Here is a 26,794-nt window from a genome sequence, read left to right on the forward strand (position 1 = left end):
CTAAGGGTTCCTTTCTTTTTTTGCTTAGTTTGTGAAATAAATCACAAATAAATCCACTAGAAGGTGATATATTTAACTCAACAAGAGAAGGAGTGATGAAGATGAGAACCAACGGTCAAACTCAATTCACGCAGGCGGATGAATTAACCAGATATATGCTTCAATTATGCTACACATGTGACGATGCGAATCGTTGTACGACAGAGGAAGCAGTGAAGGCTTGCATGGCAGAACACGCACAAGTAGACCAACCCGAACAAGCCGAAGGTGAAGATGTAACTCGCGGGTATATGGATCTGATGTACGCTTAGGCTAATCATTCACAGAGAACGCTCCTGCGGGAGGGTTCTTTTTGATTTGGAGAGAAATGTATGCGCTTTTAAATTCACTTCGCAAATATTGCAGCATGGGTTATTATAGAAATAATTAAGGTAAATTACTCAAAATGTGGAATTGTTTATTGACTCTTAGTTTGGAGGAAAGTGACATGGATAAACGTAGTATTCATTAAACCAATGGCTTGTTTTGGGATACCAAAGGACAACTTTTGTCATCCACAAATGTGTTGCTGCAGAAGAGGATAGACTTGTTATTAAAAAATGTTACTTTGATAATTGATGCAACTGTAAAATGATGATTTTGCTAATAAAGCAAAGATGCTCCCTGTAATCTTTGTGATAAAGGCACGAAAACTATAGGGGCATGAAGTTAGTATAAATGAATTGAATCTACTTGGAATTGAATTTACGAATTAAAAGGAGAAATTAACTTGCATAGATTATCCTCAGAAAATTCCGGACTTATTGTTTCTGCTCATTTTGATACATTACCTGCGTTAAATTCTTTTTATATTGATTTTGAGGATGGAGAAACAATTAATGTAGAAGATGGGTACGCTACCAAGCAAAAGCGCTTATTTCGGGTTCATCATAAAGATGTGGATAACATGATTTCAAGTGTAGGTGAAAGTAATTTTTTTTCATTACATCGCGTGTTCCTAAGCTACTATGAAGCGCACTCTAAATTAGGACACCTTTGGAGTCATCAGGTTACTAAAGAAGTTGTACAAAAGGGGGAGCATATTAATATAAGCGACATAGAGAATGTGCTAGAAACGAAAGATGTTCAAATCGCTGATTCAAGAGCTTTGAAGTATGCAAATCATATCATGAACAAAGGAAAAGAACATTACGTAGAAGCAAATTCATTTCAAGAGTATTTATGGGCAATTCAGATGACCGAGCTTCTTCGAACATATAATTTGTCCGCATTTGAAAAAGTTACGAACAATAATAAAGACATATTCAATAGTTCTTATCTGTTTAAGGGTGCAATAGTAAAAAAAGAAATTAGCGTAGTACTGTATGAATGGGCTAACTTATATAGTTACACACAATCTGATTTTATTAAAAGGCTAAGCAATATTCTAGAGACCATAAATATGGATATAACTCGAAACAAAAGCTTATATGATAAAAAGTCTATCAGACCTGAAGTAAACCATTTGGTATATTCGCTAGATAAACAAATTCATAGTAATTCTCATTATAAGGGGTGCTTCTTTGGTATGTTTAATGCTTCTGATTTATTTGGCCCTTATTCACGTCACAGCAGTCACCAAATCAAAAGTATTAACGGAATAAACACACAAGAAAATGTTAGTTGTAAAGATATTGTTACAGATTGGAGAAAAAACGGCATATTTCCGACCGATCAGCAGTTTACTAAGTTATTCAAGCTTTGGTACTTCATCACTTCTTACTTGGTAATTAACTGGTTGAGACTTCCTCATTTCAACAAATGAATTAAGCGCTATTTAATCCATAGAACTAACACTCTACAATGAATAAAAAATTTGAAGGAGAGTGGCTAATGAAGATTAATCGAAGATATTACTATGTTAATAAAGTAATCGCTTGTGTTCTGATACTTGCATTCATCATTACGACATGTGCGGTACCTGTAAACGCTGAGGTAGAGAATGTGGAGACAACGCCCTCCAGGATTGCGTTGTCTTCGCTAGAGGAAACAATAGATTCATATGTGGCTACTAATCAGAAGAATACCGCTGCCGTTTCGGTTGTAGCTATCAAGAACGGTGAGACTATTGTGAATAAGGCCTATGGATACGCAGATATTGAGCAACAGAGAAAAGCAGACACCTCTACTGTGTTTGAATGGGGTTCAACTTCTAAACTATTGGTTTGGACGAGTGTTATGCAGCTTGTAGAACAGGGAAAGCTTGATTTGGATACCGATATTCAGGACTATTTGCCGGAAGGATTTCTAAAGAATCTTGAATACGATGCTCCCATTACCCTAATGAACCTTATGCATCATAACGCAGGATGGGAGGATAGATTGATCGATTTATGGTATTCATCCGAGAGTGATATTGTGGAATTAGGTGAAGCTTTACAAAAATTTGAACCGAGGCAGATCGATAAACCTGGGAGTGTCGTTGCTTATTCAAACTATGGTACGGCTATGGCTGCTTACATCGTTGAATTACAAAGCGGACAACCCTTTTACAAATATGTCAACGAACATATATTTAAACCGCTGAATATGAAAGACACTTCGATTCACCCGTCACAGTATGATAATTTAAACGTCTTGAAACGAAGAAACGAGATTCAGGGGTACACTACGAATCTGAAACTCATCTCTAAGAATAGAGCATACATAAGCTTGTACCCTGCGGGGGGCGCCATGGGCACAGCAGAGGATGCAGCTAGATTTCTTGCAGCCTTAATGCCGGTGGATCGTAGTAATTTATTATTTGCGAACAATGACACCTTAGACGAGATGCTGTCAACAAGTCTATATTACGATGGGACTTCAACTCCACGAATTGCACATGGCTTCTTTGAAGTGGAATACTGGGTGCCTGCACTGGAACACGCTGGAAGTACGGCGGGATTTTCAAGTAAATTTGTTTTTGACCCGGAATCTAATTTTGGGTTAGTAGTCATGACAAACCAGTCAAATGAAATGGCTTATAACGTTGGTCTTGTCCAGAAGGTGTATGGAAGTAGTTTCAGCACGAATTCAGTTGAATCTGAGAGTGGAGGATATTATCTGCCTGCGCGACGGGTCGTTTCCGGTTTTACAAAGGCATATTCGATGTTAAGTCTGCAGAAGTATACAACATTTGAGCTTAGTAACTTTGCAAATGTTGTTGAGAGTAACGGTGCTATTGAGAAGGCCTCCATTCCTTATAATGACTTTTTGCCCGTATCCAACTTAACGATAAACTTGATCAAAGCATCTTTTATTGCTCTTGCAATTGCGATCCTGCTCAGTTTGAGAGCGATAATTGGCTATTTTATTCGGTTATCCAAATACAAATTAAACAACTGGGAAAGACCCGGTACAGGGTTCGATAAATATCATATTGTCATTAATATCGCCAGTCTGGCATTCATTTTGAATACGATCCTATTGTTCATGCGCGCCTTAGGCTTCTCCCCCTATTCTTCATTGCGCATACATCTCATCTTGAACCTGGTTTATGTGATTCTAGCTGTGGTGTATCTTGTCTTGTTGTTCTACAAACTGCTGAAAAGAAGCTATAGTAAAAAGCAAAAGGCGGTATACATCATGTCTGGCATGTCGGCTTTCCTATTTGCTGCTTTTATTATGGGATGGGATTTGTACTTTTAGAGCTTAATTATCGACGAGAACATGATCAGAAAGAGCATGAGATAGTAGAAAGGATGAAACTATGAATATTCAGGATCTCCCAATTGAAATAAAAGAACATATAGGGGAAGTCCAGAAAATCACTTTTCCTAAGCAAGGTCATACTTCTACTGTGGCTATACTGGATACGTTTGATCAAAAGTACATCATCAAGAAGACAGAAAACGATCTTTATAATGAATGGTTATCCGATGAATATAAGGTGCTCCAATACCTTTACCATACGGGACTCCCTGTTCCAAAGGTATATTCATTTCATACTGAGAACACATCGAGATGGCTTCTGATGGATTATATTGATGGAATAAGTTTAAGAGAATTTCTCTCTAAGATGCCTGACCTCCAAAGTAAAGAAAAAGCGATTTTTAACTTTGGGCTTTGTTTAAAGAAAATACATGAATGCTCTTGTCCTGTTGAATTATTGAACAATGACAGTCCTTGGTTAGATACAATGCTTAATAAAGCAGAATATAATCTAACTCACTTTGCTGTAGACGGATCAGCAGAGCTACTTCAACAGTTGAAAGAAGCAAGACCAAAACCAATAGAGAACACTTTCATCCATGGAGATTTTACTATAGATAATGTGCTAGTTAATGATTGCAATATTGTTGGAGTTATTGACTGGGCAGGAGCAGCTTATGGCGATCCAAGATATGATGTAGCATTAGCCATTAGACCGAAACATAATGCTTTTGATAATGAAAGAGATAGAGAAATATTTTATAACGGGTATGGAAAGTTAAGAATAACGGATGAAGAATATAATTACTTTGAAGATGGGATATATAACTTCTTTTAGTATGCCAATAAATTGTTCTTCAAACGTATATTAATCTCTCTAGGAGGAGTTGAATAAATGAGCCCTCCAAAACATATTTTATCTGCCGCTGCTATCGTGATAAACGACAAAAATGAATTATTACTTATTAGAGGACCACGAAGAGGATGGGAAATGCCAGGTGGTCAAGTAGAAGAAGGAGAATCCCTAAGTCAAGCTGCGGTCAGAGAAACGAAAGAGGAGTCCGGAATCGACATTGAAATCATCAGATTCTGTGGAATATTTCAAAATATTGAAAATTCAATATGTAATACATTATTCCTAGCCAAACCAATAGGAGGAGAATTAATCACATCATCGGAGAGCTTAGAGTCTGGTTTCTTTCCGATCGAAGAAGCCATTTTAAAAGTCGAATGGAAAAACTTCAGAGAAAGAATAGAGTATTGTTTAAAATCTGAGATGCAACCTTTTTGCATTGAGTTCAGTGATAAGAATAATATTTAAGCGTGTTACATATTACAGTGTATTCTCTAAAATTACCTTTAATTGCAGATTCATCATAGATATGGGTCTAGGAATAAAGCCGAATATGACCCAGTCAAGAAAGGTAGGGAGGCCAAAGTTTGAGTTCAGGAAAGAAATCTAAACGGCTGGACACTGTTCGTAGTCTCGTTCATGAAATGCTTCTTGAGGAAAGTATTAACAAGGAAGGTATGTTGGCTCATCTTTATGGGGTTTCTAATTTCGCTTCCATGCTTGCTATGAAAAGAGTACAGGATTCGGAAATTACTGCGATTGCAGGGTTACTCCACGGTTTTTATTTCTACAAAACAGGAATCGAAGACTTTCCTGGTCCTAATAGTGCGGATGCTGTTAGACCGATATTACGCAGTGCTGAAATTTTTACGACAGATGAATTGTCTATCATTCTTAAGTCAATCTTCTATCAGGAAGATACACATCTAGTTCATGGCCCATATGAAGAAGTTATTAAAGATGCCATACTGTTTCAGATATACTTCCAGAATCCAAATAGAAACTTATCAAAGGCAGAGATAAGTAGAATACAGAATGTATTTACTGAATTGGGGATTTCGAAGGAGAATATAAAAGCAGACGTTAATGTTAATGTGCAAACAGTTCACATAAATACTGAAGAGCGGCGTTCTAAGTTAGCTGATTTCGCAGAAACGCTGGCAAAGCAAAATATTATTGGTACTTCAGGGGATCAACGATATCAGGAAATTTGCAGGTATTGGCCGGATTCTGATATCTGTAAAGTACTTGAAGCCAATTGGTGTGCCGCATTCGTATATCATTGTTGTATGAAAGTTGGAATAAAACTCCCTATTAGATATCCTAATCGAATGTATCGATTAGCTGGGGTGGGTGCTTGGTTAGACTGGGCTCAGCTAGCTGAAACAGGATTCTTTTATCGGGATATGCAAGAAGGATTTGAACCAGAGCGTGGTGATATAGTCATTTATGAGAAGCTCTTAACGGATAATTCTCACGATCACATTGGAATTGTTTTGGCCTGTGACGGTGATCAATTATTGGTTGCAGAGGGGAACACAGACAATAAAAACTACTCTAGCGTTTTATACAGAGAAAGAGGACATTGTATTCTCGGATATATCCGTGTAGATGAAAGCTATCAATTTAATTTTCAAGGAGAGTATAGACCAACTTAGTTGATGTACATGGGTGTGCTAGTTTATGTATCTTGAGGCTATGAATTTTATATCAAAAACATAGGAAGATCAATTCCAGGAAGGAAGTTCAATCTATGAAACGAGTCGATGTAGTTTACTCACTACTAACCAATCCATCCAAGTCTAAAGTGCTTGCCGTAATAAATGTAGGGCGTTCAAGCTGGTCGCTGCCTGGTGGAGCTGTTGAAGCCGATGAAACATGGGAACAAGCAGCAATCAGGGAAGCCAAAGAAGAAACAGGGCTTGATGTTGGCGTCCACGGTATTGTAGCAATAAACGAGTGTAAATTTGAAGAAATCAATGAACATGCCATTTTTATCACATTCAGAGCGGAAATCGTCGGAGGGAGAGAAGAGATATCAAGACCAGACGAAATCTCTGAGATTGCATGGTTGGATATAACACGGGCAGATGAGCTTATGCCTTACTACAAGAACGGCTTTAAAAGCTTACTTAATGGCAATGAGATTACATATTTCAACGAAGGTAACAAGTGATGCTCTGAATGTGGTGTATAAAGGAGACTATCAGATGAACAAGTACAGTGTTTATGAAACAAACAGTTTTTATTGGGATACAAAAGGGAATGACTTTTTGAGAAGCAATCGTGCTTCCGCATTATGGAGCATTTATCTCAGAAGAAAAACACCAACTTTTTGGGGATGTCTCAGGATTAAAGATGTTAGAGGTGGGCTGTGGAAATGGTCAATCCTTGCAGTATCATGGGGATCGCAAAGCAGGTGAACTGTGGGGTATGGATATATCCCAGAAACAGATAGAAAAGACACAACAACACTTGAGGACATACGGAATTCCTGCAACATTGATATGTTCACCCATGGAAGAGGAATGTGGTATTCCTACTAATTATTTTGACGTTGTGTATTCGATTTATGCCATAGGTTGGACAACCGATCTTCAAGGTACTTTCAACCGAATCGCTTCTTATTTAAAGAAAGATGGCATTTTTATTTTCAGCTGGTCTCATCCAATTCATAGATGTGTCGTTGAAGAAAATGATAGATTTGTCTTTAATAAGCCATATTCTGATGAATCGTGGTATGCGGTATCTCCTGACTTTTGTCAGGGTGAATTAACCTTGGCTGATCGTCAACTATCAACCTATGTCAATGCGTTAGCGAAAGCGGGATTTATCATTGAACAAATGATAGAAGAATCCGATGAGGACATCATGCAATTACATAATAATAACGATAGTCTCCTTAAAAGAGCGAAGATGTTACCCGTATCCTTTGTGATTAAAGCAAGAAAACGGTGATTAAATGAAATGAATCGGAGAGTGGACTATGTTTAAATATCAAATGGATACTGCTACCTATATATCGCTATTGGCAATGAAAGATGCACCCCAATTATATAATCTGATCGATCGAAACAGGGATCATATAGGAGCGTGGTTAAAGTTGCCCAATATGACATTAACAGAAGAGGATTCAAGAAATTTCATCAAGAGAACACGTATACGCTATGCTCAAGATGATGGTTATTGGTTAGGAATCTGGTGTGGAGACGAGCTTGCTGGTTCTATTGGATACTTATACATTGATCAAGAAAACAAGAAGACTGAAATAGGATATTGGCTTGGTCAGGAATATGAGGGTAGGGGACTTATTACAAAATCGATTAAAATTCTAATTGATTTCGCATTTGATGAACTTGAATTAAATAAAGTTGAAATTGGCGTAGCAACAGACAATCTCAAAAGCCGCGCAATTCCTGAAAAATTAGGCTTTCAACGTGAAGGTGAATTAAGAGATTACGAATATATTAACGGTGCATATTTAAACAGGATTATTTATGGCTTGAAAGCAGATCAATGGAGAACGTAATAAATCAAATTTTATTTTAACTAAAGGAGCTAGTTATGAGAAGATTACCCCTTTTTGTAGTGACGGGCGCAAGTGGAACAGGAAAAACAACGATCTCTTCGCTTGTTCGCAAGCAACTTCCCGAATTTGACGTCTTTGATATGGATATCATCGATAACGTGGATTGGCAGGTTGCCAAAGAGAATTGGTTGAGGATTGCGTATAACATATCGCTAAGTGGACGAGGGACTGTTTTATGCGGAACGATGGTGCCAGAAAACATTGCATCGTCTGATTACATAGATCGATTTGATCGGATTCTATATATGAATTTGCATTGTGACGATGTTACTCGCGAGACGCGTTTAAGAGCCCGTGGGTGGGACGAGAACCTGGTTGAAGATCACAAAAACTTTGCCAACTGGTTACTCCAGAATTCGGAAACTGCGTTTGACCCGCCAATGCAAACAATTGATACAACAGAGCTTACAGCAGTGGGAGTAGCTGAACAAATTAAAGAATGGGTTTTAAAGAACTGGTGCGAGGAATGAACATCTAAAAGACATCTTGATGAGACGAAGGAGGTCACGAATTGTTTCTCAATGTATTACTTTGGTTGATTATTCTCTGGGTGATCTCTCTTTATTTCAGTTTCCCTAAGAAAGATCGCATGTACACAGACAATGTGCCAAGCACATATTACATTCAATCTTCAAATCGGTTGGATATTCAGAAAAACTACGAATGCGCTGCATTTTCCAGTGCGTTTGTCTTGAGACATTTCGGTTTGGAGTCCAACGGAACAAAGCTTTATGAAACCTATCCTCGCAAATTACTGGATGGGACGGTATATCCCAAAGCGGTCGTTGTTTTTTTCAGAAAACTAGGATATCAGGCAATGTACTTACGAGGAAATGTGAACACGTTGAAGAAACAGATCAGCCAAGGGGTGCCTGTTATTTTATTTATTAGAGTAAATCCCAAACAACGTTATTTGCATTTTGTTCCCGTCGTTGGTTATGATGAAACGCATTTTTACTTGGCAGAATCGTTAGACCACAAGATTAATTGTGATGAAGAATATTACAATCGAAAAATCAGCATAAGTGAACTCAACATGTTATGGAGGTCGTGGTTACCTTTTTCTCAAAACTCCTATATCGTCGTCCATCCGACGCAGATTTAAGACGGCTCTCTTTCAATGGGCATGATTTATTAGCTTTAAACGAACTAATCGGCATTATTCGGAACGTCTGCGTGGTTAAATCATGAAACTCATGCCCAAATGGCATGAGTTTTTTTGAACAAATATCGCTACGTAAACCAGCTCGCCTCAATTAATGGTTATGAACAATTTAGATCAACCGTATGGGCGGTGTGATATCCATTTTATTGTTTTTTCTGGGAATTAGCTGAGTTTTTAACTAAAATGGTTGTTCGTCCACGCACCTTTTCATCTACATACGTACATTAAACTATGTCTGTAGGGAGGTGTCCGCACTGTGAGTCATTCAGAAGTGAAGAAACGTATGAAGAGAAAAAAGGCAACATTCCATCCGTGTAAAGTTAAAAGAAAAGAACGCCGATTGAAAGTGGTCAAAAAGTTCGTTCGAGTAAAATGTCCGCCTCCAGAAGTGAACATATCTACACCTACTGTTGTTGGCCCAACAGGACCACAAGGTATACAAGGCGTACAGGGCGTACAAGGTATTCCAGGTAAACAAGGGGTTGAAGGGCCACCTGGAGCTCAAGGACCAGCGGGGGGGCCACCTGGACCACAAGGGCCTCAGGGACAGCCAGGTCCTGCTGGAGCGATAGGCTCTCAAGGTCCGGTCGGACCTGCTGGACCTATGGGAGCACAGGGGATTCCGGGAGAAGCAGGGGCCGTAGGGCCACAAGGTCCTCAAGGTAATCCAGGTCCTGCCGGAGCAATTGGACCTCAAGGTTTTCCTGGAGCTGTTGGGCCGACGGGTGCGACAGGAACAGCAGGTACAACAGGAGCGGTAGGCCCTGCCGGAGCAGTGGGCTCGACAGGACCAGCAGGTGCAACGGGAGCAGTAGGCCTGACAGGTGCGACTGGAGTAGCTGGTCCCGCTGGAGCCACAGGAGTTACAGGTGCGACAGGAGCAGCTGGAGGCGTATTGGGGTTTGCTGACTTTTTCGCGCTGATGCCACCTGATAATGCTGCAACGGTTGCTCCAGGTGCAGATGTTAACTTCCCTCAAGATGGTCCAACAAGTGGAACGACGATCTCTCGCACGGGCCCTAGTTCATTCAATCTGGCAGCCATTGGTACGTATTTAGTTATGTTCCAAGGGAGTATGAATGAAGCTGGGCAACTTATGTTAACACTCAATGGTGGTGATCTTTCCAATTCAGTAGTGGGACGGGCAACAGGTACAAGTCAGATGCCAGGAATGGCTCTCGTGCAAACAACAGTAATAAATTCAATTCTAACCGTACGAAATCCAGCAGGTAATTCCACTGCATTAACCATGACGCCTCTTGCAGGCGGAACAAGACCTGTATCGGCACATCTTGTGATCACACAAATAGCGTGAATCCGTTAAGAGGCTAGCAAACTCTCCTCAACTTTATTAAATATGCATCCATAATGGTAATACGGGTTTGCTTGAACTGAGATAGCAGTGCTTTATCTGAGGCTGTTATCTCAGTTGGAGCGGATAATGGTACAGGAGTAACTACATATCGGATACCCTTTTTGTTTGCGAGGAATGGTGAAAACGTCACTACTAATTATTTTTTCAGTTGATAATATGATAAAATATTGGAAAAACATCAGAGGTGAGTACATGAAGAATGGACACTGGAGAAAAATTACATGGGTTGTATCGGCATTATTATTAATCATGATCACGGCTTGCAGCAATAGCAAATTCAATCCAAACGAATTTTCAGAACAGGATCTGGCTGTGACGAAGACCGACAGTGAGGATAAGATTACGTATGGAATGAGTCAGGAAGAGACGGAGAAAATCCTCGGTGAGGGAACATCAACCGGTGTGGGTCAATCCTATCAATACAATAACGGAATCACGATTGGTTATAGGGATGCCCAAGTCGTTAGTATCATCTTGAATAAGGACTCGAAAGGGTACTTTAAGACGGCTCGCGGGGCAGAGGCGGGGATGACACATCAAGAGATTCTCGATCTGTATGGCAAGGAACATGTTTTGGTCGAATCTGAACGTAATATCGATTATGCCTATCATATTCAGAAGGAAACATTCCTGGATGAGAAGTCGCTACAAGCGGAAAAAGATGATCTGGCTATCTATCGTGCATCGTTCATGCTGACAAAAGAGGGACAGGTCAATCAGGTTATATTGTTGGATCATCGATTTGCAACAACCTTTAAGTAAAACATGGCTGCTAGTTAAGCAAGGTATTAGATAATGAAATAGTACTTATTTATGAAGCAACCCTTCGGTATTCTGCCGGAGGGTTTTTCCCTTCACACCGTTCGATTTCAATCCGGATAACAAGTTCCTTGTTTACGTGCATATACATTACAGGAGACGGGTCAAGACTCCGGCTGTCCTAAGTTGTATGAACGGAGGGAGAGACATGGGCATTGAATCATCCTGGATGTTTGATTTGTTTGGAACCGTCTTTCCGGTTGTATTTGTTCTGATTATAGGTATAGTCCTTCTGTCGATGGGAAAGGAGGTATGGAAGTGGGGACGCAACAACTCGGAGCCGCTATTGACCGTGCCTTCACGAATCACCAGCAGACGGATGAAGATGAGTCAGTCGCAATCTGAACCGGGGAGTACAGCACGAACGTTATACTACGTCACCTTTGAAGTTGAAAGTGGAGATCGGCTCGAATTCAAAGTCAATGGCGAAGAGTATGGTTTGTGCGCTGAGGGGGATGAAGGACGGCTCTCGTTCAAAGGAACACGTTATGTAGGCTTCGAGCGATATAATCGCGTATATTCTGAACGCCTACGGGGTTAAACTGAGCAGCTTGCGCCAGAATGGCGTGAGCTTTTTTTGATTATTTACTGGACAAGCGTTTCTTAATGGGCCTAACGTGTTTTTATATAAGAAGAGGCTTAATAAGATTATGATCAAAAGATCATTACCATAGAGGAGGCAATCAATATGTCATTTACAGATCAGGTCGTTGTTGTAACTGGTGCCGCTCAAGGGATAGGACGAAGTGTGGCTGAGGCTTATGCGGTCGCCGGAGCCAAAGTTGTACTTGCTGACTACAAGGAAGCAGAAGGGGCTGCAGCTGCAGCTTCCATTCGTAATGAAGGCGGAGAAGCCATCTTTGTCCAATGTGATGTTCGGAGCGAGCAGGATATTACGAATCTTTTTCGGACAACCGTGGAAGAATTCAAACAAATTGATGTTTTGGTGAATAATGCAGGACTCGCCAAGTGGAAGTCACCCTATGAGCTGACGCTGGAAGAATGGGACGATGTACTCAATACCAATGTGAGAAGTTGCTTTTTGGCGAGTCGGGAAGCAGCCAAACATATGAAAAGCAATGAACATGGGGGTGCCATTATCAACATGGCTTCAACTCGTGCGCTGATGTCTGAGCCGGATACCGAAGCTTATGCAGCATCCAAAGGAGCGATTGTAGCTCTGACGCATGCGCTGGCGGTCTCATTGGGCAAAGACCAAATTCGGGTCAATTGTATCAGTCCGGGATGGATTGAGATAGGTGACGTGGAGAAATTGAAAAAGGAGGATCATAAACAGCATCCCTCCGGTCGTGTGGGTGTTCCTTCGGATATCTCCCGTGCTTGTTTATATTTGTCTGATCCAAGCAATACCTTTGTCACAGGGACCAACCTCGTTATTGATGGAGGCATGACCCGAAAAATGATATATGAGGACTAGAACCGGGATTGAACCGGGCGAGCCCTAAGCTGTCCCAACTTCAGAGTGATAAGCCCAAGTTAAGCACTTGGGCTTATTTGTTTTTAATAACTCGGTTGCTATAATAAATGTGATTTTACAACAGTAGAGAATGGAGGGAGTATATGTTCGGGAAACAATCCCGGAAGGTATTTTGGCTGTTACTGCTGATCGGAGGGATGATAATGATAGGGAATGAGTCACCTGCTGAAGCTGATGGCGCAGATATACGGGCGGCCTGGGTATGGCAGGCACAGTCTGTTAGCAACGGAGATGAGCTGTTGGCCAATGCAGCTAAACATAAGATAAACAGGCTGTACGTGAATGTAGACATGACGCTGTCCAAGGAGGTATACCAGACGTTTATAGCCAAAGCAAGCCGTGCAGGTATTGCGGTTGAAGCGCTGGGAGGCGATCCATCCTGGGCACTCAGTGGCCGTGAAGGCCCCATGCTCAGATTAGCGTCTTGGGTAAGTGATTACAATCAGACTGCTGAGCCCAACGAGCAATTTGATGCCATACATCTGGATATCAAGCCCTATGTGTTACCAGCCTGGAAAGAAGATGCTAAGCCAATGGTACAATCCTGGGTAGCCAATATGAATCTGTTATTTGAGCAAGTGAGACAGGATGGCGCAGTTGCAGTGAATATTGACCTGCCATTTTGGCTGGATTCCTATACCGTTACAGGAAATAGAGTTTCTGAGGATGCAGATAACGAACCATTGTCACGTTGGTTCATTGAACAAGTGGAGCATGTCACTTTACTCGCTTACCGTGATAACGCGCAAGGGAACAATGGTATTATACGTTTGATTGAACAGGAAATGAACTGGGCAGATGCCAGCGATGTGAGCGTCACGGTTGGGTTGAACACCAAGCCCATGCCTGGGGAGGAGTTCACGACATTTGCCGGTAAAGGTGCAGCACAACTGGAAAGCGTTATTGAAGAAGTTGCCTCCGCATTCGGCGAGCATAGTTCCTACGCAGGTTCTGCTGTACATGACATCGTATACTGGGGACAACTGGAGCCGTCAGAACTGCCATCACCGGAGATTCCATCCAATCAGCCAGAGATACGGGGAACGTATATCTGGGAGGCCTCTCAGGTGACGAATGACGGGGGAGAGCACATACTAGAATTTGCTAGAGAGCAGAATATTAACTGGTTGTATGTCCGTTTGGACCTGGATCAACCCTATTCCAGCTATCGCAGTTTTGTGAAACGGGCAAAAGCGCAGGGCATTGAGATCCATGCGATGGGTGGACACCCCATCTGGGGCAAAAAGGAGAATCGTCCACGCATTCAGCGATTGATTGATTATGTGAAAAACTATAATGCAGAATCCGAGCCGGATGAACAATTTGAAGGCATCCATCTGGATATTGAGCCTTACACTTTGCCAGAGTGGGAGAATAGTCGGGGCACCTTATTAACCGAATGGGCTGCCAACATTACATTTTTCCAGGAAGAAACGAAGAAGGACAGTGATCTCGAAACAAGCGCAGACCTTGCTGTATGGCTGGATAGCTTCGCGTTGCCAGGAAAGGATACATCTGTGGCCGAATTTATGATCCGTACACTCGATCATGTGTCGCTGATGGCTTTCCGTAACAACGCCGAAGGTTCCAATGGGATTGCTGCTGTTGTGAGTCAGGAGATGGAGATCGCGGATCGTTTGGGAAAAAGGTTGATGATTTCGGTCGAAATGAAGCAGAACCACGAAGGTCCTCACATTTCTTTTTATGAGAAAGGGGCAGCGGAGATGGAACTTCAGCTTGCCAAGCTTCCTGATCTGTTGGCCGAATATCAGGCTTACCAAGGCAACATTGTTCATGCCTATGATTATTGGATTGAAGCCAAGCCTTAAACAGGCGAGTATTATAAGAAACGAGTTGCTTCGGGACTTCACATTGGGTGAGGTTCCGGGCTTTTTTTTATGGAAAAAAGATGGAATCGTGTCACCGAATGGGCTCCTGCACAATACGATGTACGGTGATGAACAGCTGAAACAAGGGAGGAAACAGACTATGGCTGTTATTAAAGCCAACTCAGAGGACGTCAAGCTGCTGGCTAGGCTCATGAGGGCAGAGGCTGAAGGTGACGGCGAACAGGGTATGTTGCTTGTGGGCAATGTAAGTGTGAACCGGGTGCTGGTGGATTGTCTGGACTTTAAGGATATTCGCGATATCAATCGTATGGTATTCCAGAATCCAGGAGGCTACGAGTCAACACAGAAGGGGTACTTCTACCAACGGGCAAGACAGTCCGAGATTCGTCTCGCACAACGGGTGATTAATGGAGAGCGCTTCTGGCCTGCCAGCAATTCATTGTGGTTCTTCCGACCTGTGGCCGAGTGTCCGGCAACGTGGTATGACCAGCAAAATACAGGACGTTTCAAAGCGCATTGTTTCTTCAGTCCTTCAGGCGAAGACTGTCCGGAAGTATATTAAATTTTGGGAGGAATCATCATGATTAATCAGCCTTATCAACCAACAACTCAAACACTGGGTCAACAAGCTAATTCTCAGGTTCAAGGTACGTCTTACAAAATCGGTAACGGAATGCCTGCCATGTCACCAACGCCAGGGATGGTATCACCAAGCTCCACAAGTGTACCCCCACTCGTATCCAGTGGTAGCCCAATGACACCAACAGGTGCAGTGATTACAACAACGGCTCCACAGTTTGAGCAGTCATACATTGAGAATATTTTACGTTTGAATCTTGGTAAATTCGGTACATTCTACATGACATATGAAGGCAACAAAGAATGGAACGCTCGCATATTCCAAGGTATTATTGAAGCAGCGGGCCGTGACCATATTATCATCAGTGACCCGAAGACAGGAAGACGGATCATGCTGTTGATGGTCAACTTCGACTATGCTACATTTGATGAGCCGTTGTTGTATCAATATCCGGGCGTAGTAGGCAATTACCCGCAAGCTCCAAGCAGATAATCATTTTCACCTCATCATGTTGATTGATAACTGACATGTCACATGTCTAACACATACTGATTTACTTTGCTGTCCTGAATGTGGAGGTAATCCGCAGACAGGACAGCTTTTTACATAAACATATATACGAAGGTTAATATAGGTTTAGAGTCATACGTAACCTTTTGGTGATAACATGGCACTTATACATGAATAGAACAAGCAGCATGCTTATATGAAGGGAGTCCATAGCATTGAATTCATGGATTGAAGGAGCGATGAAGGGCGAAACCGAAGCTTACGCACAACTGATGTCTCAATATCGCGGGATGGCTCTTGCTGTTGCCTACAATCGTTTAGGAGATACATTTTGGGCTGAAGATGTCGTACAGGAAGCATTTACTGAAGCCTTTGGCAATCTGTCCAAGCTGGAAGCTCCTGAGGCTTTTCCCGGGTGGTTCAAGGTAATCGTGGAGAGGCAGTGTTATCGCTGGCTAAGACGCAAGCAGCATACCATGATCCCAGTTCAGGAGCTGGAGCATGTATTCCATGAAGAGGATCAGTCGCATAATCCGGAAAAACAAGCGGTGCAAAATGAAATGCATCGTACGCTGCGTGATTCCATTGCAATACTGCCATCATCGATGCGGATTGCTGTTGAACTGTTTTATTTGGAAGGATACTCGCTCAAGGAAATATCGGATTTCCTCGGGGTGAAGGTACCTGCATTAAAGAAAAGACTGTTCGATGCCCGATCCAAACTCAAGCGCTCTATGCCAGTAAGGGATCTGGTCTCTGTATTCAGTGACTTGTATGAAGGGGGAAAAGGATTGTTACACATTATGAATGGGGATCACGCTGCCAATCGTTTAAGAGAAAGTGGAATTCAGGGAGACATCCTGGTATGGAGAGAGTTGTACACGTTCGGCCCGGTAGCCAAAGAGATGGGAGATACGAAGGAGCGGCAGAATCGGTCATCCGTGTTAGAGCAGCAGTTGGGCATTCCACAGGCGGAATACTTGAAGATTGAGGAACTGGAACGCAAGTTGAATTCGTTTCAACAATACAAGGAAATTGTTTTATGGTTCGAATACGATCTCTATGATCAGACGATGTTATCTTATCTATTGCATTATTTCAGAGGACAAGCACTCCAGAATACGAAACTGAATCTGCTCTGCATTGACTCGTATCCAGAGATTGAGCACTTTAGAGGACTGGGACAGCTTACCTCCACACAGATTGAACGTCTGTCCGGCAGTTGGCATGTGATTGAGAAAAACGAGTTACAAGCCGGTGCACAGTTCTGGGAAGCCTATACGTCGACTGATTTCCGGCATCATCTGGATTACTTGCAGGCAGACACTTCTGCGCTACCCTTTGCGAAAGCTGCCTTTAAGGCACATTTGTCCCGTCTGCCATCTGTATTGAACGGTCTGGGGCTCATTGAGCAGACAACACTGGAGACCATTAGAGCAGATGTGGAGCATCCGTATCCATTATTTCGCGAGGTAGGAGACAAGCTGCATATTCTCGGTATGGGTGATCTTGAATACTGGGCACATCTGAAGCGGATGACAGAAGGACCTCATGCCCTGCTTCAGATGAGCGGTGCAACAACTTTCCCTAATTTCAAGCAGCATGATGAAAAATTCCGTGACGGAGTTCTGTCGCTAACGGAACTCGGAATTCAGGTGTTGAATGGAGAAGTCGATTGGGCACTGCTGAAGCAGGATGAATTCTGGATTGGTGGATTGCATAACCCAAGCGGGAAACTAGCCAGATGGCGTTGGAATACCGCTTCAGAAACCGTAGTGGAGATTGAGTCCACATCGTAATCAGCGGATAGAATTTAAGAAAGTAACAGTATTGCAAAAGAGAGTATCCAGCCATGCGGAAGCATGAGCTAGGGTGCTCTCTTTGGTTTGGTTAAGAATTAGTTGTGTTTCTCAAAATGATATTCTCCTTTTTTAATAGTTGTTTGACTAGATGCATACCTATACAGTAAACTGTGCATATTACAGTTTACTGTATAGGTATAAACTAAAGTGTAAAGGAGTGAGGTTATGAATCAGTACACTGCAAAGCGTATCTCAGAAATTCTTCAAGAAGATGATACTAAGATGAATCTGAGGACGGTTCGGTACTATACACAAATAGGCATGGTTCCTCCGTTAGAGTTGGTAGGAAATAAAAGAGTATACACCGATAAACACATTCATTATTTTCGAGCAATTATAACTTTATCAAGAACTGGTGAGAACTTAGCATCCATTCAAGAAAAATTGAAGCTTCTTTCTGTAGAGGAAGTGGAAAAAATCGGCCAATTGATGAGTTTATATAGCCCAGATCGTGTCTTGGAAAACGAAACTCTGACAATAACAGATGATGTTTCAATTACATTAAGTCCTCGAGTTTCTGCCGAATTAAAACAGAAGGTAATTGATTCTGTCTCACAGGTTTTAAGGGGGGAGTTTAATGATGCTTAATTTACGGTTGGCTAAAAAAAAGATGGAAAAAGAAGAAGGAATGAATCATTTATGGATTGAGCTCACCCATACCAATAATTTAAATGAAAATGCAATATTACGTATTCACCTCCCAAATGGTCTTTATCGAGGATTAAATTTGAATGGGAATTTTGAAACAGAAACAGGTGAAATAAAATTATTGTCACGAGACAAAGACGTATTTATTGAGTTTTATACACAGTCGAGAATAGATTGTGATGAGGCATTGATTAATGTGGAATTATGTTATCAAAGTAGTCATCTAAATTGGAAAGGAATAAAACAGGACATAACAGTTCGCTTTGTAGATGAGGAAGATGTAGATGATGAGCATATCGATCATCAAGTCATTGAACGAGTGATGAAACTCGAAATTAATTCGTCTAGCAAGGCTGGCTCAGATAGTGAATTATTAGTTATGAGACCAAGGACGTATCAATCAAGGGACAGTGAATATGCTTATCTTGAAAAGGACTATCGAATAAACTACTAGTGGAAGGGAGCGCTCAACGTATTTTATGAATGCGTAAACTTATTGATAATGTGATATGTAAAGCACAATAACAATGGGCAGGTGATAAAAATGGACCAAGAGGCAATCGAATATTCCATAGAATTCCAAGATTCTTATGGGATCATATACACTCGAGAATTGAGAGCTGAAAGTATAGCTGAAGCCAAAATTATCATACGAAATAATTATCCTGATGTTGTAATTCGAGCAGTCACACGTATTACAGAAAATGATAAGTGATTAACTATCTAATGATCTGAAAGTTAATCACTTATCAATACAACTGAGAAAATAGGAAGCATAACGGCGTATTGAGTAAAAATTTTTCCGGGAAACAGCGTAATCGAGACTTTTGTTCAAGAAAAAAGGCGTTTGTGCCATTTCGTTGTCATAGGACACGGATTGACTGTGTAGTTTAGAATTATATAATAAAAGAAGCATATCTTTTTTATTCGACAGAACAAGGTGGAGGTGGAAGCATTGGGAAGTTGAAATTGCATATGAGCGGCAGAATGGCAAATATCCTACATTTTCGAAGGAGGTGGACCTATTTGCCGAAGAATGACGGCGAATAGGATGAAAATTTGAGTGACCCCTTACCGAGTATTTTAAATTTAGTAATCATTGGTTTACTTGTATTAATGAATGGTTTCTTTGTGTCGGCGGAATTCGCGATGGTGAAGGTTCGTGGAAGCCGGATTGAGGCTTTGGTGGAAACAGGCAACAAAAATGCCATCTATGCTTCCAATATCGTACGTAATCTGGATGCATATCTATCAGCTTGCCAACTAGGTATAACTTTGGCTTCACTGGGACTCGGGTGGCTGGGAGAACCGGCAATTGCACATCTGTTAGAGCCCATGTTTACCGCATTTGGACTGGGACCAGTCTACGTTCATGGAATCTCTATTGCCATTGCATTTGTGATTATTACGATCTTGCACATTGTACTGGGAGAACTTGCTCCCAAAACGATGGCGATTCGAAAGTCTGAGACGATCACGTTGTGGTCTGCGGCTTTGCTAACGTTTTTCTACAAGTTAATGTATCCATTCATATGGGCACTGAACGGTATGGCTAACGGCTTGTTGAGACTGTTCCGAATAGCACCAGCTTCGGAGATTGACTCGGCACATAGCGAAGATGAAATACGTATTCTGATGAAAGAAAGCAATAAGAGCGGTTTAATTGATAACACTGAATTAGCACTTGTTGATAATATATTTGATTTTACGGATACAACCGCCCGTGAAATTATGATTCCGCGGACGGAAATGATCTGTCTGAATGCCAATGAGTCCATGCTGGAGAATCTGGAGATTGCCAGTGAGAGTATGCGAACAAGGTATCCGGTATATAACGGAGACAAGGATCATATTATCGGCTTTATTCACATTAAGGATCTGATGCGATCCCAACTTACGGATACCATCTCCGTAATCCGGCCTATCCTGGCTGTGCCAGATACCACGCTGATCAGTGATCTGCTCAAGCGTATGCAGCGTAGCAAGACACAGATTGCGATTCTGATTGATGAATACGGGGGAACCTCCGGGCTTGTTACACTTGAAGATATCATGGAAGAGATCGTAGGCGAGATTCAGGATGAATTCGACCATGAGCGTCCTGTCATTGAACAAGTGGATGAGATGGAATACTCTATTGATGGATTGATGCTGATTGAAGAAGTCAGCGAACGATTCGGACTGGAGATGGATCGTGCCGATTACGATACCATCGGGGGCTGGTTATACTCCAGAGTAGATGCCATTCCACCTGAGGTCGGTCAATCGGTTGAGTATGGGGGTTATGTATTTGTCATTCGAGAGACAGAGCATAAGCGGATTTCCCGAGTAAATGTGATTAAGCTGGAACTATTGGTTGAAGAAGAAGGCGCGTAGCCAGATCGAAATTGTAACAAATGAAGCTGTATGGTGACGTAATGGTCATCGTACAGCTTTTTTTGCATGCTCATGATTCTTTGGGTGCATGAATGACAATATCGGCGTAACGATTCTCCGTGACCAAGCTGTTCTCGATAGAAATTCGCTTATAAGTGACGTAAACATTCTCTCCCGGAGCCAGATCATACTGGATATTTAGCTTTTTTCGAGTGGATTGGGTTGTTGTTGGTGTCTTAATGGTGATGATGGCGTACATAGGCGTATCGACAAAAGTAACCTCGTAAGAATTGTAGTCCCCCACCTTAGTGGTGGATAATACCGGATTTTGCTTATACTGGGTCAGGTGATCATTCACCATGCCAAGTGTTACGGGTAACACATAAAACAGAAGTACCAGAGGCAGAAGGGAGAAAGCAATCCCGAAAACACGTAAAAATTTGACATGGGAAAGGGTTCGTCCGCTCTGCTTGAGTAAAAGAAATGCAAGGACGGGGGACAGTACAAGTCCCCAGATCATAAAGGGCAATACATAGCGGTCAATCCCCATGCTTATCCAGCTTTCTCGAGCTGTAGCCAAGAAATATATTAAGGTCCCTGCGGTAAGTGCACTCACCAAGATAACAAGCCAACGTTTGAACGAGCCGGAAACTTCGATATGTAGTTCATTCGGATTGGAGCTGTGACGATGCCTTCTGGATTTGGATTGAAATTTACTCAAGTTTTACACCTCATTTGCAAATCTGGTTGGTTCATATGGTTTCGTGTATCCATTACCCAATACATACGGGCTGGAATAATTTAGGTTTCAACCATGCTGGAGATGCATACAAAGATAAAAGACGCTGCCGACAGAAACATCGGAGCGTCTAATTTTTTTTTGAAACCTGTCACCCGATCCGTTCGTTTATACCCTTACACAAAATCAAGTATGGAAGCGGAGGATGGATCAATATGCGGAAAACGAAAACAAAGAGTGCAGCATCTATACTAAAAATAACCCTTGTTGCCTTGTTAATGGTGCCAACAATCCTGGCTATACCTACGTCCGAACCAGCCGTTGCGAGCCCGATGATTAACGTGTCTTCTGGTGCCCTTACAGCTCCGCCACCGCCAGAACCATCCATCCATTCGTTTGCTAACACTCGAGAACTTGGACATATCTATCAAGCGGTCGGTGCAGTCACTCCTGGGGGTGGACTATCGGCTATCGTCAATACCAAGACCATGACATATACAGCAATGAAGACACTTTCCGTAGATTATCGACTTGAGCGCTGGACAGGAACAGCATGGGTAACTTTCAAAACGAGTTCCAACAATGCAACGAATACAAACTTATTGAATGCCGCATCGGATTGGACCGTAATGCCAGGATATTATTATCGCGTTACCAGTATTCATACAGCGTATGATGGAAGTGCCACGGAAACAAGCAAACATGTCTCTGGCACCGTGTTATTTTGATCTTATCGACGGGTGCTACCTGGAAACTTCTGCTCTTGAAAATCGTTGGCAATAGCAGTCATTTCTTCTTCCGAAAGGGTGCCAAACAGACTCATATTGTTTGAACCCATCATCCACTGAAAGGAGTTATAGGGTGGGCCGATATACATCAGTGCTTCCGAGCCATCCGCCAGCTTTACGGTGCTCATATCACGAAGCATGGCTCCTTCAATTTTCTCCCCAGGCATGACATAGATATAATCAAACTGGATAATCTCATCTTCTATGCTTTTGCCTTCACTGGTATATTGAACTCTCATTTGGTTGGACTCATAATAATCGTCTGGATTCACAGGGTTTTCAGTATCAAGCACGAGTTCGAATTTGACCTTGTTGAATCGCTCGGGAATGGCCTTGGATAACAGAAAGTCACCCATGAACCCTTCGCGTGCAATCTCTTCCGTAACAAGTACTGGACGAAACTGATGGCTCGATAACTCATACGAAGGTGTATTAAGAGCTTCTTCTTCTTGTACTTTAAGAATGTCGTCTAAGCTGGTTTCTGGTGGTGGGGGCGTTTTGGCTGTTGACGGATCAGCCCCCAGTTGGGTCGTACGATCCTCAATGATAATGGATTTCATGCCATTGCCCCAATCCTTGATGGATTGCACAAAAGGGGATACCGCTTGCGTACCGGACGGCAGGCTGAAAATAACGGCTCCGATGGTCACGGACGCAGCTACGACGACTGAAAGTCGCAAGGTACGTATTCTTTTTTTACGTAAACCGATTCTGTTAATTTCCCTGTTTACCTTCTGCCAGGATTGCTGCATGGCTTCGGTATGGGAGGCGGAAGGGGCAGAGACGGCCTGATGGAAAGCTTCATCAAAAGCCAGGTCAAACGCAGCGTCGAAATATTCGTCTTCCAGCTCTGAATCGAATTGCTCCACGTTTTTATCGGACTTGCCTTTGCTCAATGCTTCCACCCCATTCCTTATGTAATTTCTTCTTGATACTGCCACGAGCTCTGAACAAACGTTGCTTCACAATGTCTTCGGAGGTATCCAGCAGTTCGGCCATCTCTCGGTAGGAGAGACCTTTTTTCCACCGTAACTCCACCAATACACGATATTCCGGTTTGAGCTGTCTGAGATAATATTCAATGGACTCTTCCATCATCTGCGTTTCTACCATGCTTTCCACGGAAGCTGCCGTCTGATTCATTGTCTCCATATCTATAAAAACACTATCCGTATCCAATTGGTTACGGTTATTTTTATTTTTTCTCAGATAATTAATAGCTGTGTTCCGTGTGACAACCTTGAGCCAGGCTTTCAGTTTGACCTCGTCTTCAAAGATGGGTTTGTTTTTAATGATTTTGATAAAAGCTTCCTGAATAATATCTTCTGCTGCAGCACGCTCCTTGATGATATAAACGATAAGACCATGTACCATATTATAATATTCATAATACACTTCTTCTTGAAGTGCAGAGCCTAAATTATGGAAATCTGAGGCTAGTAATAACTGGAGCCGATTGGCCATGATGTTCTCCTTTCTGGTGAACAGTCCACAAACATTGGTATCATTACATTTTACAACATAATATGGAAACGGTACAATGGGAGGTTGGTCCGGGAAAAACCAGATGAGAGAAGTGTGTATAACATGCGGGAAAGTTTGCTGAAAATTAATAAAAGGCCGTCTCACCAACCATGAATACATGGTTGCAAGACAGCCTATTCGACCGTTCATTGAAAATACCTTACAGGAGATAACTCTCCGTGATCAGTTAGAATGCCCAGTCTCCCTTAAGGAAGATGGCTTCGCGTTCGCCGTTTGCCGTGATACCGTAAATGTCCGTCTCGGGAGAGCCCATCATGAAGTCCACATGGGTGATGCTGGTGTTCATGCCACGGGCTGCAAGCTCTTCAGGAGACATCGTTTTGCCACCTTCGATATTAAATGCATAGGAACTGCCAATCGCAAGATGGCAAGACGCATTCTCATCATACAATGTAGTGTAATACAGGATACCACTCTCAGAGATCGGTGAATGGAAGGGGACCAAAGCGACTTCGCCGAGGTAATGAGATCCTTCATCCATGGAAATGAGTCTTTCCAGCGTATCCTGACCTTCTTCAGCATGAAAATCAATGATACGTCCGTTCTCAAATGTGAGTGAAAAACGATCAATAATACTGCCGCCATAGCTGAGTGGTTTGGTGCTGGACACTTTGCCATTAACACCGTGCTTGGCTGGAGCGGTGAATACTTCCTCTGTCGGGATATTCGCGACAAAAGGGGTGCCTTGCTCATTCACGCTACCTGCCTGCGCCCAGATATGACCTTCTGGAAGCTCGACAGTAAGATCCGTCCCTGGGGAGAGGAAATGTAATGCTTGATACTTCTTGTTGTTCAGGGCAACGGCTTTGGTCTCCAGTCGTTCAATATGCTGTTCCCAAGCCGCTACAGGGTCCTCCAGATCGGCTCTCACCGCAGCAAAAATGGCTTCCCACAACTGGCTAACCTGCTCAGCTGCCGGGAGATCCGGGAATACTTTGGCTGCCCAATCGGGCGAAGGACATGCCACACCCGTCCAGCTCATTTTATCCGCCTGTTGATACTGACGGTACTTGGCCATCGCCTGGCCATATGTACGCTGATGAGTGGAAATCCGCTCCGGGTCAATACCTTTCATCAGATCTGGGCTGGATGACAATACGGTCAGAAAGGCTGCATTATTGGCTGCCAGTTCTTCAAGCTCCGCTGCATGCCATTTCGGCGGCTCTTGGAAGGATTCCTCAGGGGCCATCTCAAACCGCAATCGATTGACGGTTTCATCTCCGTATTTTACAATCACCTGCTTGGCGCCAGCTTCATATCCCTTGCGTACCAGCAAACGTACGAATTCAGCGGTATCAATCATCGCAGAGATGACAAATACTTGCCCTGGTTGCACGTTAGCACCTACTCTTACAGCAAGTTCAGCGTAACGATCCAGTTTTTGTTCAAAACTTAACATATGAGTTCCCTCCAATTGTTGAATTTTTGACCTGTTGACGCAGGAAAAGAGAGGAGTAATCTCCTCTCTCCTAAATCACATCAAACGGGATTAGAATGCCCAGTTTCCTTGCAGGAAGATCGGCTCTTCCGCGCCTTCGGAGGTCACACCGTGGATGTTCATTTCTCCGGATCCAATCATGAAGTCTACATGAGTGAGGCTGGAGTTCATGCCACGTTCAATCAGCTCTTCTTTGGACATCGTTTTACCACCTTCCAGACAGAAGGCATAGGCATTACCAATCGCCAAATGGTTGGAGGCATTTTCATCAAACAAAGTATTGTAGAACAAAATATTGGTATCGGAAATTGGGGACTGATGTGGAACGAGGGCTACTTCACCCAGATAGTGTGCGCCATCATCTATCTCAATCAGGTTTTTGAGTGCATCGAGACCTTGATCGGCGGTATAGTCAACAATTCGGCCGTTCTCGAATGTTAGTGAGAATCCGTCAATCAGGTTGCCGCCGTAGCTCAGTGGTTTCGTGCTGCGCACTGTACCGTTAACACCCGTTTTCAGCGGAGCCGTGAATACTTCTTCCGTAGGCATATTGGCAATAAAGACATGTCCTTGCTCATTCACACTTCCACCGGATACCCAGATATGGCCTTCTGGAAGTTCAATGGTCAAGTCTGTGCCTGGAGCTGTATAGTGTAGCTTCTTGTATTTTTTGTTGTTCAGCAGATCAGCACGGGAATCCAGGTTTTGCAAATGGGTTTTCCATTCGGCAACAGCATCCTGTTCACCGATCCGTACCGTTTTGAAAATGACATCCCACAGGCGGTCCACTTGTTGCGCTTCCGGCAGATCCGGGAACACTTTAGCTGCCCATTCAGGAGAAGGAACGGCCACGATAGACCAGCTGAATTTGTCAGCCATCTGATAAGAACGATATTTTTCGAGCGTTTTGCCGCGCACTTTTTGGCTAGTAATAATGCGTTCCTGCGCTACACCGTTCAGCAAATCCGGATTTTCAGCGATGACGTGCAGAATAGCGGCACCTTCTTCAACCAGTTCAGTCATTTCAGCTGCAAACCATTTCGGTTCAATGGAGAAGGCTTCATCAGGTGCAAGATCGTAATGAAGACGTGTAACGGTTTCATCACTCCAGTTTACTTTGACCAATTTCGCACCTTTACCGTAGGCTGCTTTGACAATCAGTCGTACAAAATGTGCTGCCGAGATTGGAGCGTTAACCACGAGTGTCTGTCCAGGATGGACATTGACACCGACTTGTACAGCCAGTTCAGCATATTGCTGCAGATTCGTTTCAAAAGTATTCATGCTATTTTTTCCTCCAATGTGATAATAATATCGTAGCTTGTTGGCTATTATAGTCCTCATTACAACTTTGTAAGGACTCAGAATGGTTCCTTCATTGAATAAGGTATACGTTGCTACGTTATATATTGTACAATTAACCAATAATAATTACCAAACTAGGTTTACCAGAAATGTTGGAGACCGACTGTAGATGAAAGATTAAAGGA

General features: G+C 42.6%; 27 protein-coding genes and 1 pseudogene. 23 read left to right on the top strand and 5 right to left on the bottom strand.

Translation table 11 applies throughout. From position 1 onward, the window contains the following. The first annotated feature begins 101 nt into the window (after positions 1-101). The 22 genes and pseudogenes from MHB71_RS07590 to MHB71_RS07695 all read left to right on the top strand — a co-directional run bounded on the left by MHB71_RS07590 (position 102) and on the right by MHB71_RS07695 (position 20,794). Entirely contained in the window at positions 102-311 is a 210-nt protein-coding gene (locus MHB71_RS07590) for a hypothetical protein (RefSeq protein ID WP_340029204.1), read from the top strand. Between the two features lie 458 nt (positions 312-769). Further along, a complete protein-coding gene (locus MHB71_RS07595) occupies positions 770-1,804 on the top strand; it encodes a hypothetical protein (protein ID WP_340029205.1) in 1,035 nt (344 codons plus the stop codon). Between the two features lie 68 nt (positions 1,805-1,872). Continuing rightward, on the top strand, positions 1,873-3,666 hold the full coding sequence (locus MHB71_RS07600) for a serine hydrolase domain-containing protein (protein ID WP_340029206.1): 1,794 nt from the start codon (positions 1,873-1,875) through the stop codon (positions 3,664-3,666). Positions 3,667-3,727: 61 nt separating this feature from the next. Then, positions 3,728-4,507 carry a phosphotransferase gene (locus MHB71_RS07605; protein ID WP_076250294.1) on the top strand — a complete coding sequence of 260 codons (780 nt, stop codon included), beginning with the start codon at positions 3,728-3,730 and terminating at the stop codon, positions 4,505-4,507. A 57-nt stretch (positions 4,508-4,564) separates the two neighbouring features. Further along, complete coding sequence (locus MHB71_RS07610) at positions 4,565-4,990, top strand: NUDIX hydrolase (protein ID WP_076250295.1); 426 nt, start codon at positions 4,565-4,567, stop codon at positions 4,988-4,990. A gap of 119 nt (positions 4,991-5,109) precedes the next feature. Next, positions 5,110-6,180, top strand: coding sequence for a CHAP domain-containing protein (locus tag MHB71_RS07615; protein WP_340029207.1), 1,071 nt, complete (start codon positions 5,110-5,112; stop codon positions 6,178-6,180). A gap of 95 nt (positions 6,181-6,275) precedes the next feature. After that, positions 6,276-6,698 (top strand): NUDIX hydrolase, encoded by a 423-nt coding sequence (locus MHB71_RS07620; protein WP_076250297.1) that lies wholly within the window; start codon positions 6,276-6,278, stop codon positions 6,696-6,698. Between the two features lie 34 nt (positions 6,699-6,732). Then, positions 6,733-7,480, top strand: a pseudogene (locus tag MHB71_RS07625) (class I SAM-dependent methyltransferase). A 28-nt stretch (positions 7,481-7,508) separates the two neighbouring features. Then, on the top strand, positions 7,509-8,051 hold the full coding sequence (locus MHB71_RS07630; protein WP_340029208.1) for a GNAT family protein: 543 nt from the start codon (positions 7,509-7,511) through the stop codon (positions 8,049-8,051). Between the two features lie 35 nt (positions 8,052-8,086). Continuing rightward, a complete protein-coding gene (locus MHB71_RS07635; RefSeq protein ID WP_340029209.1) occupies positions 8,087-8,581 on the top strand; it encodes an AAA family ATPase in 495 nt (164 codons plus the stop codon). 41 nt (positions 8,582-8,622) lie between these two features. After that, a complete protein-coding gene (locus MHB71_RS07640; protein WP_340029210.1) occupies positions 8,623-9,216 on the top strand; it encodes a C39 family peptidase in 594 nt (197 codons plus the stop codon). Positions 9,217-9,532: 316 nt separating this feature from the next. Further along, entirely contained in the window at positions 9,533-10,591 is a 1,059-nt protein-coding gene (locus MHB71_RS07645) for a collagen-like protein (protein ID WP_340029211.1), read from the top strand. A gap of 252 nt (positions 10,592-10,843) precedes the next feature. Further along, positions 10,844-11,413, top strand: coding sequence for a hypothetical protein (locus MHB71_RS07650; RefSeq protein ID WP_340029212.1), 570 nt, complete (start codon positions 10,844-10,846; stop codon positions 11,411-11,413). 205 nt (positions 11,414-11,618) lie between these two features. Beyond that, a complete protein-coding gene (locus tag MHB71_RS07655; protein ID WP_076250308.1) occupies positions 11,619-12,011 on the top strand; it encodes a DUF2500 domain-containing protein in 393 nt (130 codons plus the stop codon). A gap of 147 nt (positions 12,012-12,158) precedes the next feature. Next, a complete protein-coding gene (locus MHB71_RS07660) occupies positions 12,159-12,908 on the top strand; it encodes a glucose 1-dehydrogenase (RefSeq protein WP_340029213.1) in 750 nt (249 codons plus the stop codon). A gap of 203 nt (positions 12,909-13,111) precedes the next feature. Then, positions 13,112-14,797, top strand: coding sequence for a hypothetical protein (locus tag MHB71_RS07665; protein WP_340029214.1), 1,686 nt, complete (start codon positions 13,112-13,114; stop codon positions 14,795-14,797). A gap of 160 nt (positions 14,798-14,957) precedes the next feature. Then, a complete protein-coding gene (locus tag MHB71_RS07670; protein WP_076217086.1) occupies positions 14,958-15,380 on the top strand; it encodes a cell wall hydrolase in 423 nt (140 codons plus the stop codon). 111 nt (positions 15,381-15,491) lie between these two features. Next, on the top strand, positions 15,492-15,890 hold the full coding sequence (gerQ, locus tag MHB71_RS07675) for a spore coat protein GerQ (RefSeq protein ID WP_235193948.1): 399 nt from the start codon (positions 15,492-15,494) through the stop codon (positions 15,888-15,890). Positions 15,891-16,123: 233 nt separating this feature from the next. Beyond that, positions 16,124-17,707: a sigma-70 family RNA polymerase sigma factor gene (locus tag MHB71_RS07680; RefSeq protein WP_340029215.1), complete on the top strand. Its 1,584-nt coding sequence runs from the start codon at positions 16,124-16,126 to the stop codon at positions 17,705-17,707. 228 nt (positions 17,708-17,935) lie between these two features. Further along, the gene (locus MHB71_RS07685) at positions 17,936-18,358 is read left to right on the top strand and encodes a MerR family transcriptional regulator (RefSeq protein ID WP_315371702.1); all 423 of its coding nucleotides are present in this window, start codon (positions 17,936-17,938) and stop codon (positions 18,356-18,358) included. Then, complete coding sequence (locus MHB71_RS07690) at positions 18,348-18,872, top strand: hypothetical protein (RefSeq protein WP_340029216.1); 525 nt, start codon at positions 18,348-18,350, stop codon at positions 18,870-18,872. Before MHB71_RS07685 ends, MHB71_RS07690 begins: the two co-directional genes overlap by 11 nt. Before the next feature lie 605 nt (positions 18,873-19,477). Further along, complete coding sequence (locus MHB71_RS07695; RefSeq protein ID WP_340029217.1) at positions 19,478-20,794, top strand: hemolysin family protein; 1,317 nt, start codon at positions 19,478-19,480, stop codon at positions 20,792-20,794. A gap of 70 nt (positions 20,795-20,864) precedes the next feature. Here the strand turns inward: MHB71_RS07695 and MHB71_RS07700 are convergent, their stop codons facing one another. After that, positions 20,865-21,515 (bottom strand): hypothetical protein, encoded by a 651-nt coding sequence (locus tag MHB71_RS07700; protein WP_340029218.1) that lies wholly within the window; start codon positions 21,513-21,515, stop codon positions 20,865-20,867. A 233-nt stretch (positions 21,516-21,748) separates the two neighbouring features. Here MHB71_RS07700 and MHB71_RS07705 point away from each other — a divergent pair, with 233 nt between their 5' ends. Then, the gene (locus MHB71_RS07705) at positions 21,749-22,261 is read left to right on the top strand and encodes a hypothetical protein (RefSeq protein WP_340029219.1); all 513 of its coding nucleotides are present in this window, start codon (positions 21,749-21,751) and stop codon (positions 22,259-22,261) included. A gap of 2 nt (positions 22,262-22,263) precedes the next feature. Here the strand turns inward: MHB71_RS07705 and MHB71_RS07710 are convergent, their stop codons facing one another. From MHB71_RS07710 to MHB71_RS07725, 4 genes are all read right to left on the bottom strand, one after another. After that, complete coding sequence (locus tag MHB71_RS07710; protein ID WP_340029220.1) at positions 22,264-23,217, bottom strand: hypothetical protein; 954 nt, start codon at positions 23,215-23,217, stop codon at positions 22,264-22,266. Beyond that, positions 23,195-23,785, bottom strand: coding sequence for a sigma-70 family RNA polymerase sigma factor (locus MHB71_RS07715; protein ID WP_017688141.1), 591 nt, complete (start codon positions 23,783-23,785; stop codon positions 23,195-23,197). Before MHB71_RS07715 ends, MHB71_RS07710 begins: the two co-directional genes overlap by 23 nt. 247 nt (positions 23,786-24,032) lie before the next feature. Then, positions 24,033-25,265 carry an aminopeptidase gene (locus MHB71_RS07720; RefSeq protein ID WP_036613751.1) on the bottom strand — a complete coding sequence of 411 codons (1,233 nt, stop codon included), beginning with the start codon at positions 25,263-25,265 and terminating at the stop codon, positions 24,033-24,035. Between the two features lie 90 nt (positions 25,266-25,355). Next, the gene (locus tag MHB71_RS07725) at positions 25,356-26,588 is read right to left on the bottom strand and encodes an aminopeptidase (protein WP_340029221.1); all 1,233 of its coding nucleotides are present in this window, start codon (positions 26,586-26,588) and stop codon (positions 25,356-25,358) included. Between the last annotated feature and the right edge of the window lie 206 nt (positions 26,589-26,794).

The organism is Paenibacillus sp. FSL H7-0940 (assembly GCF_037979415.1).
GTDB lineage: Bacteria > Bacillota > Bacilli > Paenibacillales > Paenibacillaceae > Paenibacillus > Paenibacillus amylolyticus.

Coding starts and splice junctions, on each gene's coding strand:
- MHB71_RS07685 (WP_315371702.1), top strand. CDS start 17,936: ATGAATCAGTACACTGCAAAGCGTATCTCAGAAATTCTTCAAGAAGAT.
- MHB71_RS07655 (WP_076250308.1), top strand. CDS start 11,619: ATGGGCATTGAATCATCCTGGATGTTTGATTTGTTTGGAACCGTCTTT.
- MHB71_RS07650 (WP_340029212.1), top strand. CDS start 10,844: ATGAAGAATGGACACTGGAGAAAAATTACATGGGTTGTATCGGCATTA.
- gerQ (WP_235193948.1), top strand. CDS start 15,492: ATGCCTGCCATGTCACCAACGCCAGGGATGGTATCACCAAGCTCCACA.
- MHB71_RS07670 (WP_076217086.1), top strand. CDS start 14,958: ATGGCTGTTATTAAAGCCAACTCAGAGGACGTCAAGCTGCTGGCTAGG.
- MHB71_RS07660 (WP_340029213.1), top strand. CDS start 12,159: ATGTCATTTACAGATCAGGTCGTTGTTGTAACTGGTGCCGCTCAAGGG.
- MHB71_RS07610 (WP_076250295.1), top strand. CDS start 4,565: ATGAGCCCTCCAAAACATATTTTATCTGCCGCTGCTATCGTGATAAAC.
- MHB71_RS07600 (WP_340029206.1), top strand. CDS start 1,873: ATGAAGATTAATCGAAGATATTACTATGTTAATAAAGTAATCGCTTGT.
- MHB71_RS07725 (WP_340029221.1), bottom strand. CDS start 26,588: ATGAATACTTTTGAAACGAATCTGCAGCAATATGCTGAACTGGCTGTA.
- MHB71_RS07705 (WP_340029219.1), top strand. CDS start 21,749: ATGCGGAAAACGAAAACAAAGAGTGCAGCATCTATACTAAAAATAACC.
- MHB71_RS07720 (WP_036613751.1), bottom strand. CDS start 25,265: ATGTTAAGTTTTGAACAAAAACTGGATCGTTACGCTGAACTTGCTGTA.
- MHB71_RS07715 (WP_017688141.1), bottom strand. CDS start 23,785: ATGGCCAATCGGCTCCAGTTATTACTAGCCTCAGATTTCCATAATTTA.
- MHB71_RS07590 (WP_340029204.1), top strand. CDS start 102: ATGAGAACCAACGGTCAAACTCAATTCACGCAGGCGGATGAATTAACC.
- MHB71_RS07630 (WP_340029208.1), top strand. CDS start 7,509: ATGTTTAAATATCAAATGGATACTGCTACCTATATATCGCTATTGGCA.
- MHB71_RS07635 (WP_340029209.1), top strand. CDS start 8,087: ATGAGAAGATTACCCCTTTTTGTAGTGACGGGCGCAAGTGGAACAGGA.
- MHB71_RS07665 (WP_340029214.1), top strand. CDS start 13,112: ATGATAGGGAATGAGTCACCTGCTGAAGCTGATGGCGCAGATATACGG.
- MHB71_RS07605 (WP_076250294.1), top strand. CDS start 3,728: ATGAATATTCAGGATCTCCCAATTGAAATAAAAGAACATATAGGGGAA.
- MHB71_RS07690 (WP_340029216.1), top strand. CDS start 18,348: ATGATGCTTAATTTACGGTTGGCTAAAAAAAAGATGGAAAAAGAAGAA.
- MHB71_RS07620 (WP_076250297.1), top strand. CDS start 6,276: ATGAAACGAGTCGATGTAGTTTACTCACTACTAACCAATCCATCCAAG.